Below are 16636 nucleotides of genomic sequence, written 5' to 3' on the forward strand. Positions count from 1 at the left end.
CCCGGGACGACCGATGTCCACTCCGGAGCTGAAGACGGCCAGGGAGGGCGGGAGCCCTCCCCGGCCGGGGCCGCGAGGCGAGACCGGAAAGCACGGCCCGGCTCCCAGACGACGCGAGATCACCACGGCCTTCGTGGTGAGCCGGATCGCCGTGCTCGGCGTCGTGGCGGCGGTCCTGCTCTACGCGGTGCCCCCGCTGATCGCCACCGAGGCCTGGGCCGCGCTCGCGCTCCTGAGCCTCGTCACCGCGGTCGTCGGCTACCTCTACCTGAGCCGCCGACACGTCCCGGCCAAGTATCTGGTGCCGGGCACGATCTTCCTGATCGCCTTCCAGGTCCTCCCGGTCGTCTACACGATGACCACGGCCTTCACCAACTTCGGTGACGGCCACCGCGGAGACAAGCAGGCGGCGATCGCGGCGATCGAGTCCGGCTCGGTGAAGCAGACGCCCGGCTCGCCCGAGTACGGCCTCACCACCGCGCTCAAGGGTGACGAACTGGTCTTCCTACTGGTCGACACCAAGACCAAGCAGGTTCAGGTCGGGGCCGCGGACGGGCTCACCCCGCTGCCCGGCGCGAAGGTCAGCCTCAGCGGCAAGGTCACGCAGGCCCCCGGCTACACCGTCCTGACCACCCCGCAGGCGGCCGAACGCGGGCCGGAGATCTCCGCCTTCTCCGTCCCCACCCCGAATGGTGCCATCAAGGCCAACGGCCTGAGCCGGGCCGTCGAGGGCAGGGCGCAGAAGACCTACAACACCTTGTGCGACTGCATCGTCGACGCCGAGACCGGCGAGCGCTGGACGGCCGACGAGTCCAAGGGCTTCTTCACCGACCCCTCGGGCCAGAACCTCGCGCAGGGCTGGCAGGTCAACATCGGTTTCGCCAACTTCGCGCGGGCCCTCACCGACCCGGCCATCTCCGGCCACTTCTTCGGCGTCTTCGTGTGGAACACGTTCTTCGCGGTGGCGTCCGTGGCAGCCACGTTCGGGCTGGGCATGGGAGTGGCACTCGTGCTGCACCACCCGCGGATGCGGGGCACGAAGATCTACCGGATCGCCCTGATCCTGCCGTACGCGATGCCGTCCTTCGCGATGCTGATGGTCTGGCGGGACATGTTCAACCGGGACTTCGGTCTGATCAACCAGATGTTCGGGCTGAGCCTGGACTGGCTGGGCGAGCCGACCACGGCCAGGTTCGCGGTCATCCTGGTCAACCTCTGGCTAGGCTTCCCCTACATGTTCCTGGTGACCACCGGCGCGCTGCAGGCGATCCCCAGGGAGTTGACTGAGGCGGCCGGCATCGACGGTGCCTCACCGGCGTACGCCTTCCGCAAGGTGACGCTGCCGCTGCTCCTGGTGGCACTCACCCCGCTGCTGATCTCCTCCTTCGCGTTCAACTTCAACAACTTCAACGCGATCCAGCTCACCACCCAGGGCGGCCCGTTCTCGGCGGAAAGCCCCCAGGTCGGAGCCACCGACCTGCTCATCACCTACACGTTCCGGCTGGCGTTCGGCACCGGCTCGGCACAGTTCGGCTTCGCCGCGGCGATCTCGGTCTTCATCTTCACGATCGTGGCCGTCGTCTCGGCGATCACGTTCCGGCAGACCCGCCGCCAGGAGGAGGTGTACTCATGACGCGCTGGTTCAAGCAGGTCGGCTGGCGCCATCTGGTGGTGCTCGCGGTGGTGGCGTTCGCGCTCTTCCCGATCCTGTTCGTGGTCTCCGCGGCGATCAACCCGCTGGGCACGCTCGCCTCCTCGGAACTCCTGCCGACCGGGGCGAGCCTGGACAACTTCGTCAACCTGTTCAGCTCCGACGTCTATCCGTTCGGGCGGTGGTTCATCAACTCGATCGTCATCGCGCTGTCCGCCTCGTTCGCGAGTCTGCTGCTGAGCATGTTCGCGGCCTACGCCTTCAGCCGCATGCGCTTCCAGGGCCGCCGGACGGGCCTGCTGGCGCTGTTGCTGATCCAGATGTTCCCGCAGTTCCTGGCGATCGTGACGATCTTCATGATCTTCACGAAGGTCACCGAGCTCTACCCGGCCTTCGGCTTCGACACGGCTTGGGGCCTGATACTGCTCTACCTCGGCGGCGCGCTCGGCGTGAACACCTGGCTGATGAAGGGCTTCCTGGACACGATCCCCAAGGAGCTCGACGAGTCGGCGACGGTCGACGGCGCCACGCACGCGCAGATCTTCTGGCGGATCATCCTGCCGCTGGTGACGCCGATCATCGCGGTCACCGCGATGCTCGCGTTCATCGGCACGATGAGCGAGTTCATCATCGCCAACATCTTCCTGCGCGACCCGGAGAGCAAGACCCTCGCGGTCGGTATGTTCGGCATGATCGCCGGTGACGGCCGCAACGCCAACTTCGGCATGTTCGCCGTGGCCACGCTGATCACCGCGGTCCCCACGGTCGGGGTCTTCCTCTGGCTGCAGAAGTACATCGTCTCCGGTCTCACCGCCGGAGCGGTCAAGGGCTAGGGGGTGCCCTACCCCCTCGGAAACGAAGGACAAGTCGCGACCCCGGGCGCGTCCACGGGCTGAAACGTCGACTCCTCATCACGAAAGGACAGGAATGCGTCTCATCGACGAGCCACACCACGACGGTTCAGCCCTCTACGTCTCCACCCTGACGCCCGCGCTCGGCGAGCGGGTCACGGTCTGGGCGCGGATCCCGCGCGCCATGGAGGTCACCGCGGTGCACGTCCGCACCACGTACGACGGCGAGCCGCACTTCACCGCCGCCCAGATCGACCCGGACCGCACCGGTCGGGCGATCGGCGGGTACGGCCCCGCCGACGTGTGGTGGAAGGCGGAGGTGACCGCGCACAACCCGGTCACGCCGTACCGCTTCTACCTGCGCCGCGACACCGGGAAGCCGGTCTGGCTGACCGCTGCGGGCGTGGTCGGGCACGACCTGCCCGACGCCACCGACTTCCGCCTGGTGACGCACGCCGCGCCGCCGGACTGGACCGGCGAGTCGATCATCTACCAGATCTTCCCCGACCGCTTCGCCCGCTCCGCGCAGGCGGGCCCGCTGGACCCGGCCGGCCTGCCGGAGTGGGCGCTGCCTCGGGAGTGGGACCGGGACGAGGTGATCGGACGCGGCCCCGGCACCGCGGAGCAGTTCTTCGGCGGCGACCTGGACGGCATCACCGAGCACTTGGACCACATCCAGTCGCTCGGGGCCGACACCGTCTACCTGACCCCGGTCTTCCCCGCGCGCTCCAACCACCGTTACGACGCCTCCACCTTCGACGCCGTGGATCCGCTGCTCGGGGGGGACGAGGCGCTGCGGCGGCTGTCGGACGCGCTGCACGCCCGGGGCATGCGGCTCGTCGGCGACATCACCACCAACCACTGCGGTGACGCGCACGAGTGGTTCGCCGCCGCGAGCTCCGACGTGGCCGCGCCGGAACGGGAGATGTTCTACTTCGACCCCGAGACCGGCGACTACGAGTCGTGGTGCGGGGTCAAGAGCCTGCCCAAGCTCAACTGGGGCAGCCCGCTGGTGCACGAGCGCATGATCGCCACGCTCCGCCACTGGCTGGGCACCCTGGACGGCTGGCGGGTCGACGTGGCCAACATGACCGGCCGTCGCGGCGCCGACGAGTACACCCACGAGGTGGCGGCGCTGCTGCGGCGTGAGGTCGCCGCCGCGCTGCCCGAGGCGACCCTCGTCGCCGAGCACGCTCACGACGCCGCGGGCGACCTGGACCGCGACGGCTGGCACGGCACCATGAACTACCTGGGATTCACCCGTCCGGTCTGGCGCTGGCTGCGCGGCGCCGAGCTCGACCTGCCCGACTTCCTCGGCGTGCCGGGCGGCGTCCCGGAGCAGGACGGCCCTGGCACGCTGGACACCGTCCGCGTGTGCGGCGCTCGCATGTCGTGGCGCTCGCTTACCCACTCCTGGCAGCTGCTCGACTCCCACGACACGGCCCGCATCCGCACCGTCACCGGCTCCCGCGAGGGACATCTGGTCGCAGCCGGACTGCAGGCCACGCTGCCGGGCGTTCCCATGATCTACGCCGGGAGCGAGTACGGCCTCACCGGCTGGAACGGCGAGAACGCGCGCACTCCGATGCCGTGGAACCGGCCGGACGATCGGGACGAGACGACGCTGGAGGCCTACCAGGCCCTGTTCGGGCTCCGGCGTAGCGAGCCCGCGCTGCGCCACGGCGGCCTGCGCTGGCTGCACGCCGACGCCGACAGCCTGGTGTTCCTGCGTGAGACCGCGTCGGAGTCGTTGCTGGTGTCGGCGCGGCGGGCGGCCGGAGACCCGGTCACGCTACCGCTGGGCGCGTCCGTGACCGGCGTCCACGGCGCGGACGACCTCGCGGCGGACGCGGCGGGCGAGGTGACGCTGCCCGGCGACGGCCCGAGCCTGCGGATCTGGAGGCTGGGACGCGCCCCGCAGATGTAAGGCGGGACCCTGTCCGGGATGGCCTCAGAGTTATCCGTCGGGCCGCGCCCCGCGCGACCCAGCGGACCTCCCAAGCACCATCGAATGTCGAGAATCGGGGGATACTTCATGACCGATCTGATCCGCGATCGACACAGCGGGACCGCCACCACCTGGTGGCGGGACGCGGTGATCTACCAGGTCTACGTCCGCAGCTTCGCCGACGGCAACGGCGACGGGATCGGCGACCTGCTGGGAATCCGCGGCAAACTTGACTACCTGGCGGAGCTGGGGGTGGACGCCCTTTGGCTGACGCCGTTCTACACCTCTCCCATGGCGGATTTCGGCTACGACGTGGCCGACTACCGGGACGTCGATCCGATCTTCGGGACGCTGGCGGACGCCAGGGCGCTGCTGGACGACACGCACGCCCGGGGACTGCGGATGATCGTGGACGTGGTGCCCAACCACACCTCCGACCGGCACGTCTGGTTCCAGCAGGCCCTGGCCGCCGGGCCCGGCAGCCCCGAGCGTGAGCGCTACGTCTTCCGCGAGGGCAAGGGCCCGGACGGCGAGCTGCCGCCCAACGACTGGGAGTCGGTCTTCGGCGGCCCGGCGTGGAGTCGGATTCCCGACGGGCAGTGGTACCTGCGCCTGTTCGCGCCTGAGCAGCCCGACCTGAACTGGGAGAACCCGGAGGTCCACGCCGAGTTCGCGTCGGTCCTGAAGTTCTGGCTCGACCTGGGCGTGGACGGCTTCCGGATCGACGTGGCGCACGGCATGGTCAAGGCCGCGGGGCTGCCCGACGTCGGCCACCCCGACCAGGTCAAGATGATCGGCTCCGAGGTCGTCCCGTTCTTCGACCAGGACGGCGTACACGAGATCCACCGCGCCTGGCGCAGGCTCCTCGACTCCTACCCGGGCGAGCGCATCGGGGTGGCGGAGGCCTGGGCGCCCACGCCCGAGCGTCTGGCCAACTACGTCCGCCCCGACGAACTCCACCAGGCGTTCAACTTCCACTTCCTGACCACCCCCTGGGACGCGGAGCGGTTCCGTGCGGTGATCGAGGAGTCGGTGCTGACCGCCGGCCTGGTGGGCGCGCCGACGACGTGGGTGCTGTCCAACCACGACGTCAGGCGGCACGTCACCCGCTACGGCGGAGGCGAGCTCGGCCTGCGCCGGGCCAGGGCGGCCGCGCTGCTGATGCTGGCCCTGCCCGGCTCCGTCTACGTCTACCAGGGAGAGGAACTCGGCCTTCCCGAGGTGCTCGACCTGCCGGAGGAGTTCCTGCGGGACCCGCAGCGGCTGCGCAACCCCGAGGACGGCCGCGACGGCTGCCGGGTGCCGCTCCCGTGGGCCGCCTCCGGGCCCGACTTCGGATTCGGCCTCCCCGGCAGCGAGGACAGCTGGCTGCCCATTCCCGCCTCGTGGAGCGGGCTCAGCGTCGAGACCCAGCTCGGCGACCCGGACTCCACACTCCGGCTCTACCGGGAGGCTTTGGCCCTCAGACGGGAGCGCGAGGAGCTCGGCGACGGTTCGCTGATCTGGCTCGAGTCGCCCGAGGGTACGCTGTCGTTCGGCCGCGACAGGTTCGTGTGCACGGTCAACCTGACCAGCGAGCCGGTGGACCTGCCGGCCCCGGGCAGGGTGCTGCTGGCCAGCGACCAGCCCGCACTCGTGGGAGACACGGCACGGCTGGCGCCCGACTCCGCAGTGTGGTGGGAGCGCGATGACGATTAGCGGCAGCCTCGCCGGTGGCACCTCACCACGGCTGGTGGACATCGCCGCGCAGGCGGGGGTGAGTGAGGCCACGGTCAGCCGGGTGCTCAACGGCAAGCCGGGGGTGTCGCAGGGGACCAGGCAGGCGGTGCTGACGGCGCTGGACCTGATGGGCTACGAGCGTCCGCAGCGGTTGCGCCAGCGCAGTAACGGGCTGATCGGCCTGGTCACCCCTGAGCTGGACAACCCGATCTTCCCGGCGTTCGCCCAGGCGATCGAGAAGGCGCTGACCCAGCACGGCTACACCCCGCTGCTGTGCACCCAGATCCCCGGCGGGGCGGTGGAGGACGAGTTCACCGAGCTGCTCGTGGAACGCGGGGTCAGCGGCATCGTCTTCGTCTCCGGGCTGCACGCCGACACCACCGCCCGTTCCGACCGCTACATCCAGCTCATCGGGCAGGGCGTGCCCATCGTCCTGCTCAACGGGCACGCCGGTGACGTCCCGGCGCCGTTCATCTCCCCCGACGACCGGGCCGCGGCGCGGCTGGCCGTACAGCATCTGGTGGATCTGGGCCACGAGCGGATCGGCCTGGCCGTCGGGCCGGGCCGGTTCGTGCCGGTGATCCGCAAGATTGAGGGCTACCGGCAGGCGATGGCGCAGCTGCTGGGCATGACCGAGGTGGACGGGCTGATCTCGCATTCGCTGTTCTCGGTGGAGGGCGGGCAGGCGGCGGCGGCGCAGCTGCTGGCGCGCGGCTGTACGGGGATCGTGTGCGCGTCGGACCTGATGGCGCTGGGGGCGATCCGGGCCTGCCGTGACCGGGGGCTCTCGGTGCCGGGGGAGGTGTCGGTGGTGGGGTTCGACGACTCGCCGCTGATCGCGTTCACCGACCCGCCGCTGACCACCGTGCGCCAGCCGGTCCAGTCGATGGTGACCGCCGCCGTCCACACTTTGCTGGAGGCCATCGCCGGCACACCGGGACAGCACTCCGAACTGATCTTCCAGCCTGAGTTCATCGTCAGGGGATCGACGGGATCCGGCCCCAAGGTGCTCCGGTGACGGCTTTCCTCCCCTGACCCCTCTCCCGTCGCCCGAACCCATCCCTTCCCTTCTCCTCAAAGGGGCCGGCATCACCGCCGGTCCCTCTTCCCAGCATGTGCACCATCCGGACCGCCCACGGTCCGGGCTCTCACTCTCGTTCGATCGCGAACAGGAGGGGCTCGACTGGGCGGCGAACCCGGGCGAACTCGACCTCAGCGCTCCCGAGCCGATCGTCGAGGAGCAGCGGGACGGTTCCATGCTCGCCGCCGTGGTCTACAACCACTACGGGTACGCCCCCGAGACGGCCGCCGAGCTCGCCGGGGCCTTCCAGCGCTACGCCCGCATCGCGGTCGAGCACCCGGACAGGCCCCTTCCCGGGCCGGACGCGGGCTAGGGGTGCCGCCCCGGCGGGTCGGTGACGCGCCGGGGCGCTGCCCGATCACCGGAAGGCCTCCGGGGGGCGGCGGCAGCCGTCCTCGCCGTCCGCCCGGCCGCGCACGGTGGCGGCTCCCGTCGGCGGCTGGAGCCGCCACGGGGCCCGCGGGTGAAGCGGAGGTAACGGCTGGCTGTGGGTCCGTCCTTGCGGATCGCTGACCAAACCCCGGGTGTGCGAAGATCTGCGCCTGACACACCTGTGGTGACGGCGATGGAGCGTACCAGAATGAAATCGACGAGACGGTGGGCCACTCCGGTGGCAGGGGCTTTCCTGGCAGGAGGCATGCTCGTCGCACTACCCGAGGCCACCGTGGCGGCGGCGGGCACCGTGTACTACGTCGATTCCAAGGCGGGGGACGACGCCGCGGCGGGCACCTCGGCCGCGGCGCCCTGGCGCAGCCTGGACAACGTCAACGCCGCCACCCTGCGTCCCGGCGACATCGTGCGTCTCAAGCGCGGCAGCGGCTGGCCGGGGGCGCTGAGGTTGTCCGGCCGGGGCACCGCCGCCGGCCCCATCCTGGTCGAGCCGTACGGCAAGGGTGCGGCCCCGAAGATCAGCGGCAGGGGCGAGGACTGCGTGGTGATCTCGGGCTCCTACGTGCGGGTGGTGGGGGTGCGGGCCAGCAACTGCCGGTGGGCCGGCTTCGAGGTCGGCGGCAGCCGCAACGAGCTCGACCGGATCATCGCCGACCGTAACGTCACCGGGGTTCAGTTCTTCGGCGCGTACAACGTGGTCAGGAACAGCGTCCTGAGTGACAACAACCGCATGAGCGTCAACGACGAGGGCGGTGACAACGACTCCGGAGCCTTCGGCGTGCTGCTCAACGGTGACGACAACCTCGTCACCGGGAACCTGATCACCGGCAGCTACGCGAGCAGCAAGGACTACGGCACCGACGGCGCCGCGGTCGAGGTGTTCAACGGCGACCGCAACCGGATCACCCACAACGTGGCCAGGGAGAACAAGACCTTCGTCGAGCTGGGCGCGCAGAAGGGCAAGACCGCCGAGGGCAACATCTTCGCCCACAACGTGGTGACCGCCTCGCGCAAGAGCACCTCCTTCCTCGTCACGCGCGGCGCCCGCCACGCGGTCGGGCCGGTGAAGGGCACCATCGCGGTGCACAACTCGGTCTACCTGCCCGCCCGCAGCACCCTCGGCTGGGCCTGCCACGACGGTTGCTCGCCGAACATCCTGAAGCTGCGCAACAACATCATCATGGTCGGCGGGCAGGTGGGCTTCGAGGACGGCAAGGGAGCCGATGAGGACGCCGGTGTCTACAAGGGCCGTTCCCTCAAGTTCAAGCTCGGCCCCAGGTCGATCGTGGCCGATCCCCGTTTCAGAAGCCGGAAGGACCTGCGCCTGAGCCTCGGCTCCCCGGCGCTCGGCCGCGGTGTCAGGCTCGACCCCGCTTGGTACGGGGGCGCGAGCCTGGCCAGGGACCTTTCCGGCGCCGCACTGCCCGTAGCCCCCGCCGCCGGAGCATATCAATCCTGATTTTTACCTGTTTTAGGTCTTAGTCTGGACATCTCTCCGGAACCTTCGTGAAACCTGGCTAGGACAGTCTGGTGCGCAGAGCGAGGTGATCGGTGATGATGTTGCGGCTCCGTGTTTCCTTCCCCGACAGGCCGGGTGCTCTGGGCCAGGCGGCCCGGGTGCTCGGCACGCTGGGCGCGGACATCCTCCAGGTGACGGTCCTGGAACGTGAGGTCGGCCGGGCGGTGGACGACTTCACGGTCTCCTGGCCCGGCAGCGTGGACGCCGAGACGGTCAGGGACCGCCTCTCCGGCGTCCCCGGGATGAGAGTGGAGGGCGTCTGGCCCACCCGTGAGATCCCCGGCGCGGCACCGGACTACGACCTGCTCAAGTACGTCGCCGCCGATCCGGGCAGGGCGCTGGCCACCCTCGTGGACGCCATGCCGGACCTGGTGAGCGCCGAGTGGGCGGTGACCATGTCCTCGGAGAGCGGAGAGTTCGTCCACCGCAGCTGGCAGGCGCCGGCCGGCCTCGACGGGACGGGCGGTCTGGCCGGTGTCAAGAGGACGGATCTCGCCCCGCTGCGGCCGGCCGTCCTCGGTGCGGGCGATCACCAGCTGATGAGCATTCCGGTGCCGGAGATGAGCCTGCACCTGGTCCTCGCCCGCACCGACGGCCCGCCCTTCCACCGTGTCGAGCTGGACCGTGCCATCCGCGTCCTGGAGATCGTCTCCATCATGGGGCGTGCCTCCCGGGCCTGAGTGTTTCCGATATGTCGGCTATTGGGTAGAAAGCGAGAAGTGGTGTGCTGCCACTTCCCGCGACCGTGCCTTGCCGCCCGTCGCGACCGGCTCCGTCGGGGCCGTCCGGCCACGGCCTGGCAGGCGGGTAACCACCGTGCACGTCCGCGTCGGCTCTCCCCCCGATAGACAGCGCAGGTCATATCGGTACCGGGCCCTCGCGGGTCCGCGAGGGGGGCAGCCTGATGCCTAACCGCCACCACACCGTGGCCATGAGCCTGCTGGGGCTCTGCCTGGGAACGAGCACGGCCTGCGGGAGCGGGGACTGGACCGCCGGGGTAGGGGTTCCCGCCGACCTCATGCGAAACTCCAGCACCGGACCCGCCACGAGCCCCGGCTCCGCGAGCCCCACTCCCGGACGGAGCACCGGTGCGGCACCCGTCCCCAACGGTTTCAAACCGATCGGCGGTCCCGCCAACGGCGTCAGCGCCGCGGTCCCGAAGGAGTGGGTCGCGATCGACCTGACCAAGGATGATCTCAACAAGGGGCTGAAGAGCAGCGGGCTGTCCGGCCCCACTCTGGAGCAGGCCAAGAAGAGCCTGCAGACCCTGGTCGACAACAAGGGAATCTGGGCGGCGGACCCCGAGTCGGCCAAGACCTCCCCGAACGGGTTCCCGACCAACCTCAACGGCTTCTGCCAGGCCGGGCGGCAGATCTCGACGGAACAGCTGATCAAGGAGACCAGATCCCAGTTGGAGCAGCTCAAGGCCAAGGTCGTCGCGGCGGGGAAGGTGACGATCGGCTCCAGGGAGGCGGCACGGATCGTCTACACCTTCCCGACCAACGGTGTCGACGTCAAGGGCGCCCAGTACTACGTGCCGACCGAGAACAAGACCTGCATCGTCACGCTCAGCACCGACGCCGACGGCAAACAGGAGCTGTTCGACCGGATCGCTCAGACGATCCGGCCGGTCTGACGGCCGCTGAGGATCCTCAGCGGCCGTCACAGCGTTGCCGGGCCCACGATCGCCCTTCCGGAGGCGCTCCGGATCAGCGCTGCGGAGGGTCGATGCGGGCGCCGTCCATGGTGAAGAGCATCAGGCGGGTGACGTCGACCCCCACCCTGGCGGACTCGCCGGCCCGCCAGACCGGGCGGGAGCCAAGGCGGACGATGAGGTCGGCGCGGCGGTGGTGGCCGCTGACCTGCTCCTGCTCCTGCTGCGGCTCGGCGTCCCCGTCGAAGAGGTTGCCGGGGATCAGGCGGCGCAGGACCGACCGGACACGGCTGCCGGCGAGGGGGGAGGCGCCCAGGCCGTTCGTCCCGCGGCGGGGGTCCGGCGGCTCGGGCACGGCCACGGAGGTCAGGCCACTCTCGACGTAGGCGAGCCATTCGTGGCCGTGGTACTCCAGGGCGCGGACGCGGCCGAGGAAGGTCGGACCCTCGAAGGTGTCGGGAACCGGGGCCAGGCAGTCAGGGCGCAGGCCGACGATGATCTGGTGGCCGACGTGCTGGGAGATGACGTACGCCCTGGGGTCGGTCCAGGGGATCATGATCTGGTGCGGGCCGAAGTCCAGCAGGATGAACTGGTTCTGCGGGGTGCGGACGGTGGCCGCGAGCAGGTTGAGCTGCTGGGAACTGAGGAAGGCCGCGGTGAAGGCGGTCGCGGGGTCGTTGTACACCTGGCCGGGGGTGCCGACGTCCTGCAGGACGCCGCGGTTCATGATGGCGATCCGGTCGGCCAGGGTCAGCGCCTCGACCTGGTCGTGCGTCACGTAGATGGTGGTCACCCCGAGGGAACGGACCAGCGACGAGATCTCCATCCGGAGCTCGGTGCGCATGCCCGCGTCCAGGTTGGAGAGCGGCTCGTCCATCAGGAAGAGCGAGGGCTGGCGGACGATCGCGCGGCCCATCGCGACGCGCTGGCGCTGGCCGCCGGAGAGCGTTCCAGGGCGTCGCTCCAGGGTCTCGTCGATGTGCAGCGCCTTGGACAACTCCGTCACGCGTTCCCTGACCATCACGGGGTCGGCCTTGGCGATCTCCAGCGGGAAGGCGATGTTGCCGCGCACGGTCCGGTGCGGGTAGAGCGCGCCGTTCTGGAAGACCATCGCCACGTCACGGTCGCGGGGGGCGAGGTCGTTGGCGAGCGTACCGCCCAGCCACAGGTCCCCTTCGGTGACCTCCTCCAAGCCCGCGATCATCCGCAGCAACGTGGACTTGCCGCAACCGGAGGGGCCTAGCAGAACGAGCAGCTCCCCGTTTTCCGCGCGCAGGCTCATGCGGTCGACCGCAAGGTATCCACCCGGGTATACCTTGCTCACATTGTCGAGGACGACGGTACTCATGCTCGCTCGTTCCTCCCGGGCGCCCCCGCCCGGATCCAGCCGTGTGATTGATGAGGTAGTACATCGCGACACTTGCCCGTGTGTCCATAGATGTCGTTAGAAATTGCTCATCTGATGGTTACTTCTACGTTCCCTGATGTGACGGTCAGTCGTGACCGGAGAGCTTTACCGAAATGCCACTGCGGGGGTTGGGATGTTACAGTTTGCGAAAAGTTGCAGAAACGAATTTCATAGCGGGTGTCGGATGCCGATCGGCTTGCGCCTGATTCGGCCGCATGGTGGGGTGGCTCATTGATGGACGGTGAACTCGCGCAGACCTCACGCTCCCGCTCCGACGGGACGGCGATTCGGCTGGCCGACATCGCCGCGCAGGCCGGGGTCAGCGAGGCCACGGTCAGCCGGGTGCTCAACGGCAAGCCCAGCGTGTCGCAGGCGACCAGGCAGGCGGTGCTGACCGCGCTCGACCTGATGGGGTACGAGCGCCCGCAGCGGTTGCGCCAGCGCAGCAACGGGCTGATCGGCCTGGTCACCCCGGAACTGGACAACCCGATCTTCCCGGCGTTCGCCCAGGCCATCGAGAAGGCGCTCACCCAGCACGGCTACACCCCGGTGCTCTGCACCCAGCTGCCCGGCGGCGCTCCCGAGGACGAGTTCACCGAGCTGCTGATGGACCGCGGGGTCAGCGGCATCGTCTTCGTCTCCGGGCTGCACGCCGACACCACGGCCAAAATGGATCGTTACACCCGGTTGACCGAGCGTGGACTGCCGATCGTCCTGCTGGACGGCTACAGCGAGCGGATCGATGCCCCCTTCATCTCCCCCGACGACCGGGCCGCGGCGCGGCTGGCCGTTCAGCACCTGGTCGACCTGGGCCACGAGCGGATCGGCCTGGCCGTGGGGCCACGCCGGTTCGTTCCGGTGATCAGGAAGATCGAGGGGTATCGGCGGGCGATGGCGCAGTTGCTGGGGGCGACGGAGGTCGATGAGCTGATCTCGCATTCGCTGTTCTCGGTGGAGGGCGGGCAGGCGGCGGCGGCGCAGCTGCTGGCGCGCGGCTGTACGGGGATCGTGTGCGCGTCGGACCTGATGGCGCTGGGGGCGATCCGGGCCTGCCGTGACCGGGGGCTCTCGGTGCCGGGGGAGGTGTCGGTGGTGGGGTTCGACGACTCGCCGCTGATCGCGTTCACCGACCCGCCGCTGACCACCGTGCGCAAGCCCATCGGCGCCATGGCCTCGGCGGCGGTGGCCACCCTCCTGGAGGAGATCAACGGGGTCCGCGCCAAGCACGTCGAGCTGATGTTCCAGCCCGAGCTCGTCGTGCGCCGCTCGACCGGTTCAGGCCCGCTGGTCAACCGCTAGGCACGCTCGCCGTGAAAGGTCTGAGATGAACAGCGGTCACGACGTCGTCGTCATCGGCGGCACCGGGGTCGACACCACCGCCTACGTGCCCTCGCTGCCCCTGCCGTACGCCGACACCTACGCGGTCCCTCCGGTGGTGGACCGGATCGGCAACACCGGCAGCGGGGTCGCCCTCGGCTGCCACGCGCTCGGGTTGAGGGTCAGGCTGGTCGACCTGATCGGCGACGATCCGCAGGGCCGCTTCATCCGGGCCCATTTCGAGGCCAGGGGTGTGGAGGCCGGCTGGGCGCTCGCCCCGCAGGGGACCCGGCGCAGCATCCTGCTCGTCGGCCCCGACGGGCGGCGCACCTCGCTGTTCGACCCGCGCGCCGCGGCGGGCGAGCGGCTGCCCAGGGAGCTCTACCTGGACGCGGTCCGCGCGGCCCGGCACGTCCACGTGTCGATCACCGACTTCTCCCGGCACGTCTACCCCGACCTGGGCTCCGGGTCCGTCTCCACCGACCTGCACGACTGGGACGGCGAGAACGACCACCACAGAGACTTCGCCTACTCCTCCGACCTGGTCTTCCTGTCGGCCACCGCCCTCGGCCCGCGCCGCGACGAGGTCATGCGCGACATCCTGGCGCGCGGCCGGGCCAGGGCCGTGGTCTGCACCGAGGGCGCGGAGGGCTGCCACGTCCTCGACGAGAACGGCCTGCGAGGCTTTCCCGCGGCACCGCTGCCGGGGCCGGTGGCCGACAGCAACGGCGCCGGGGACGCGTTCGTCTCCGGCGTACTGTACGGCCTGCTCTCCGGGCGCTCCCTCGACGACTCCATCCCCCTCGGGGCCATCGCCGGGGCCCACGCCTGCACGTCGGAGGGCACCCACGAGAACCCCATCGGAGAGCCGGACCTCCTCGATCGTGCCGGGTGACCCTTCTCCAACCGGGAGCTCCACGCGGGCCTGGTCGCCGCGCGGATCCCGGCGGCCGGCCTCCCCGTCGCGGCAGACGTCCGGCTCGCCGGCACACCGCTCCGCGGACAGGGAAGGCTCTACGATCGACCCATGACGCTGACGGTGCTGACGGGCGCGGGGATCTCCACCGAGTCCGGGATTCCCGACTACCGAGGGCCGAACGGCGTGTGGCGTAAGGATCCCGATCACGAGAAGCTCGTCACCTACGGCCACTACATGGCCGATCCGGAGATCCGGCGGCGCTCGTGGCTGATGCGCCGCGACAACCCCGCCTGGCGGGCCGAGCCGAACGCGGCACACCGCGCCCTGGCCGGCCTGCCCGACACGTGGATCATCACCCAGAACGTCGACGGCCTGCACCAGCGGGCCGGGTCGCCGCCCGAGCGGGTGCTGGAGCTGCACGGCAACATGTTCGGCGCCCTGTGCACCGCCTGCGGCGCCACCTCCACCACGCGGGAGGCGGTCGACCGGATCCTCGCGGGCGAGAGCGACCCCGCCTGCCGCGACTGCGGTGGCATCCTCAAGACGGCCACCGTGATGTTCGGCCAGGCCCTCGACACGGCCACCCTCACCCGGGCGATCGAGGCGGCCGAGAAGTGCGAGGTGTTCGTCGCCGTCGGCACCTCGCTGCAGGTGCAGCCCGCCGCCTCCCTGGTGGGCATCGCCGTCGGAGCGGGCGCCCGGCTGGTCATCGTCAACGCCGAGCCGACCCCCTACGACCACCTGGCCGACGAGGTGATCAGCGACCCCATAGGCGTCGCGGTCCCCCGCCTCTGCTCGTCTCTCGCCTGACGGAGGGGCCGGCGGACGACCCCGGGCGGGGTGCCGTGTCCGGTGAACGGGAGCCGTCAGGATCGAACGGACGAGGACGACGGCCATCCGCCGGGTGTGCCCAGGGCAGGCCTCACACGGAGATGTTGACGACGCTGGTGAGGATGACCGCCGAATCCTCGGCGGCCTCAAGTGAGTGACGTCGCTGCGGGATCGGGGTGGCCTGGCCCGTGCTGACTTCGACGCTCTGCCCCTCCTCGACGATCCGTACCCGCCCGGACAGGACGTGCAGGCTCGCGGCCGGCGGGGCGTCGTGGTCACCGAGGACGGTTCCGGCGATCAGCGCGATGACCGCCTGGCGTAGCGTGCCCTCGTTGAGGTAGGTGTGGGCGCTACGGCCGTGCGCGCTCTCCCTGGCGAGGGCGAGATGTTCCTCGGCGAGAGCCAGTACGTCGATCATTGAGGTTTCCTCCCGGTCGTTCTGAGCCTGCCCTGGGTGAGGAATGCGCAGCGCCAGGCGGAGGTAAAGTCATCCGTCCCGGGTGGGGGGCCGTTCGTCGAAGCGGATGGCCCGGAGCAGGTCCGCGGCGGGACGGTCGAGGATCGTGACGCCCGTGGCCGGGGGGAGCACGCCGCCGCGGGCGCGCTCGATGAGCACCCGCCAGCGGCGGCAGTGCCGGGCGAAGGTGGTGCCCGTGACGACCCGGCCGCGCGAGAGTTGTCCCTCGCGGGCCGCGCTCGGCTCCACGTCGAGCAGGATCAGATGGATCTCGCTGCCGACCCCGCGCGCCAGCCAGGCGAAGCCGTACAGGATGTGCGGCCAGGTGCCGCGGGTGTGCGCGACGACGCCGTGCCCCCGCAGCAGGGCGCGGGCGATCCGCGCCACATGGGTGGTGTGCACGATCGGGGTGCGGGCTCGCGGGGGGATCGGGCCGAGATAACGGGCCCACCAGTTGCGGGACTGACGGGAGTCGATGACGCGGACCTCACCGGCGCGGACCGGTTCCCTCTCGTCGCCGCGCAGCCCGTACAGCCGGTCGAGCAGGGTGCTCTTGCCCGCACCGGGGAGCCCCGCGAGGAGCACCAGCGTCCCGGCCGGATAGTGCAGCTCCTCGACGGAGGACTGGCCGGCCGATGTGGTGGCCATCGGGTGCACCTCGCAGGAAAGGGGATTCCCCCCATCATGTGTCCCGGGGCACCGCCACGGTGGAATCCGGTTCGCCGCCGATTCGGCGGGCACCGGAGGGGACTGCGCCCGAGCGGAGGAACACCGGGAAGGCGGTACCTGCGGGAGACCGTCGGTGGGCATGCTCGCTCCTCGAATGCGCTCGGTCATTCGAGGTCTCCTTCACCCGCACCTCGCGGGCAACCGTCCGGGGACGCCACAGGG

The 16636-nt window shown here is 70.2% G+C and carries 15 protein-coding genes; 12 read left to right on the forward strand and 3 right to left on the reverse strand.

Features of this window, described 5'->3' with window-relative positions:
* The first annotated feature begins 13 nt into the window (after nt 1–13).
* The 9 genes from ABT130_RS21155 to ABT130_RS21195 all read left to right on the forward strand — a co-directional run bounded on the left by ABT130_RS21155 (nt 14) and on the right by ABT130_RS21195 (nt 10795).
* The gene (locus ABT130_RS21155) at nt 14–1633 is read left to right on the forward strand and encodes an ABC transporter permease subunit (protein ID WP_350957614.1); all 1620 of its coding nucleotides are present in this window, start codon (nt 14–16) and stop codon (nt 1631–1633) included.
* On the forward strand, nt 1630–2484 hold the full coding sequence (locus ABT130_RS21160) for a sugar ABC transporter permease (protein WP_350920549.1): 855 nt from the start codon (nt 1630–1632) through the stop codon (nt 2482–2484). Before ABT130_RS21155 ends, ABT130_RS21160 begins: the two co-directional genes overlap by 4 nt.
* A gap of 94 nt (nt 2485–2578) precedes the next feature.
* A complete protein-coding gene (locus ABT130_RS21165) occupies nt 2579–4429 on the forward strand; it encodes a glycoside hydrolase family 13 protein (protein ID WP_350957616.1) in 1851 nt (616 codons plus the stop codon).
* Between the two features lie 108 nt (nt 4430–4537).
* A complete protein-coding gene (locus ABT130_RS21170) occupies nt 4538–6148 on the forward strand; it encodes a glycoside hydrolase family 13 protein (protein ID WP_350957619.1) in 1611 nt (536 codons plus the stop codon).
* Complete coding sequence (locus tag ABT130_RS21175; protein ID WP_350920541.1) at nt 6138–7187, forward strand: LacI family DNA-binding transcriptional regulator; 1050 nt, start codon at nt 6138–6140, stop codon at nt 7185–7187. The genes ABT130_RS21170 and ABT130_RS21175 overlap by 11 nt, the downstream gene beginning before the upstream one ends.
* 97 nt (nt 7188–7284) lie before the next feature.
* Complete coding sequence (locus tag ABT130_RS21180) at nt 7285–7563, forward strand: hypothetical protein (protein WP_350957621.1); 279 nt, start codon at nt 7285–7287, stop codon at nt 7561–7563.
* Between the two features lie 324 nt (nt 7564–7887).
* Nucleotides 7888–9099 carry a right-handed parallel beta-helix repeat-containing protein gene (locus tag ABT130_RS21185; RefSeq protein WP_350957624.1) on the forward strand — a complete coding sequence of 404 codons (1212 nt, stop codon included), beginning with the start codon at nt 7888–7890 and terminating at the stop codon, nt 9097–9099.
* Between the two features lie 95 nt (nt 9100–9194).
* Nucleotides 9195–9839 carry an ACT domain-containing protein gene (locus ABT130_RS21190; protein WP_350920532.1) on the forward strand — a complete coding sequence of 215 codons (645 nt, stop codon included), beginning with the start codon at nt 9195–9197 and terminating at the stop codon, nt 9837–9839.
* Nucleotides 9840–10063: 224 nt separating this feature from the next.
* Complete coding sequence (locus ABT130_RS21195) at nt 10064–10795, forward strand: hypothetical protein (protein WP_350920529.1); 732 nt, start codon at nt 10064–10066, stop codon at nt 10793–10795.
* Nucleotides 10796–10868: 73 nt separating this feature from the next.
* On the opposite strand, the gene ABT130_RS21200 is transcribed toward ABT130_RS21195, so the two are convergent.
* Nucleotides 10869–12161 (reverse strand): ABC transporter ATP-binding protein, encoded by a 1293-nt coding sequence (locus ABT130_RS21200; RefSeq protein ID WP_350920526.1) that lies wholly within the window; start codon nt 12159–12161, stop codon nt 10869–10871.
* Between the two features lie 294 nt (nt 12162–12455).
* On the opposite strand from ABT130_RS21200, the gene ABT130_RS21205 reads away from it, so the two are divergent.
* The 3 genes from ABT130_RS21205 (at nt 12456) to ABT130_RS21215 (ending at nt 15267) form a co-directional block, all read left to right on the forward strand.
* A complete protein-coding gene (locus ABT130_RS21205; RefSeq protein ID WP_350920523.1) occupies nt 12456–13520 on the forward strand; it encodes a LacI family DNA-binding transcriptional regulator in 1065 nt (354 codons plus the stop codon).
* 25 nt (nt 13521–13545) lie between these two features.
* On the forward strand, nt 13546–14433 hold the full coding sequence (locus ABT130_RS21210; RefSeq protein ID WP_350920520.1) for a carbohydrate kinase family protein: 888 nt from the start codon (nt 13546–13548) through the stop codon (nt 14431–14433).
* 132 nt (nt 14434–14565) lie between these two features.
* On the forward strand, nt 14566–15267 hold the full coding sequence (locus ABT130_RS21215; protein WP_350920517.1) for an SIR2 family NAD-dependent protein deacylase: 702 nt from the start codon (nt 14566–14568) through the stop codon (nt 15265–15267).
* 112 nt (nt 15268–15379) lie between these two features.
* On the opposite strand, the gene ABT130_RS21220 is transcribed toward ABT130_RS21215, so the two are convergent.
* Together ABT130_RS21220 and ABT130_RS21225 are read right to left on the reverse strand one after the other, a co-directional pair.
* Nucleotides 15380–15706, reverse strand: a complete 327-nt coding sequence (locus ABT130_RS21220) for a cupin domain-containing protein (RefSeq protein ID WP_350920514.1) — start codon at nt 15704–15706, stop codon at nt 15380–15382.
* A 69-nt stretch (nt 15707–15775) separates the two neighbouring features.
* The gene (locus tag ABT130_RS21225; RefSeq protein ID WP_350920511.1) at nt 15776–16393 is read right to left on the reverse strand and encodes an AAA family ATPase; all 618 of its coding nucleotides are present in this window, start codon (nt 16391–16393) and stop codon (nt 15776–15778) included.
* Nucleotides 16394–16636: the final 243 nt, after the last annotated feature.

The organism is Streptosporangium sp. NPDC001681 (genome assembly GCF_040298085.1).
Classification (GTDB): domain Bacteria; phylum Actinomycetota; class Actinomycetes; order Streptosporangiales; family Streptosporangiaceae; genus Streptosporangium.

Coding starts and splice junctions, on each gene's coding strand:
- ABT130_RS21210 (WP_350920520.1), top strand. CDS start 13,546: ATGAACAGCGGTCACGACGTCGTCGTCATCGGCGGCACCGGGGTCGAC.
- ABT130_RS21170 (WP_350957619.1), top strand. CDS start 4,538: ATGACCGATCTGATCCGCGATCGACACAGCGGGACCGCCACCACCTGG.
- ABT130_RS21155 (WP_350957614.1), top strand. CDS start 14: ATGTCCACTCCGGAGCTGAAGACGGCCAGGGAGGGCGGGAGCCCTCCC.
- ABT130_RS21225 (WP_350920511.1), bottom strand. CDS start 16,393: ATGGCCACCACATCGGCCGGCCAGTCCTCCGTCGAGGAGCTGCACTAT.
- ABT130_RS21165 (WP_350957616.1), top strand. CDS start 2,579: ATGCGTCTCATCGACGAGCCACACCACGACGGTTCAGCCCTCTACGTC.
- ABT130_RS21160 (WP_350920549.1), top strand. CDS start 1,630: ATGACGCGCTGGTTCAAGCAGGTCGGCTGGCGCCATCTGGTGGTGCTC.
- ABT130_RS21220 (WP_350920514.1), bottom strand. CDS start 15,706: ATGATCGACGTACTGGCTCTCGCCGAGGAACATCTCGCCCTCGCCAGG.
- ABT130_RS21215 (WP_350920517.1), top strand. CDS start 14,566: ATGACGCTGACGGTGCTGACGGGCGCGGGGATCTCCACCGAGTCCGGG.
- ABT130_RS21195 (WP_350920529.1), top strand. CDS start 10,064: ATGCCTAACCGCCACCACACCGTGGCCATGAGCCTGCTGGGGCTCTGC.
- ABT130_RS21190 (WP_350920532.1), top strand. CDS start 9,195: ATGATGTTGCGGCTCCGTGTTTCCTTCCCCGACAGGCCGGGTGCTCTG.
- ABT130_RS21175 (WP_350920541.1), top strand. CDS start 6,138: ATGACGATTAGCGGCAGCCTCGCCGGTGGCACCTCACCACGGCTGGTG.
- ABT130_RS21205 (WP_350920523.1), top strand. CDS start 12,456: ATGGACGGTGAACTCGCGCAGACCTCACGCTCCCGCTCCGACGGGACG.
- ABT130_RS21200 (WP_350920526.1), bottom strand. CDS start 12,161: ATGAGTACCGTCGTCCTCGACAATGTGAGCAAGGTATACCCGGGTGGA.
- ABT130_RS21185 (WP_350957624.1), top strand. CDS start 7,888: ATGCTCGTCGCACTACCCGAGGCCACCGTGGCGGCGGCGGGCACCGTG.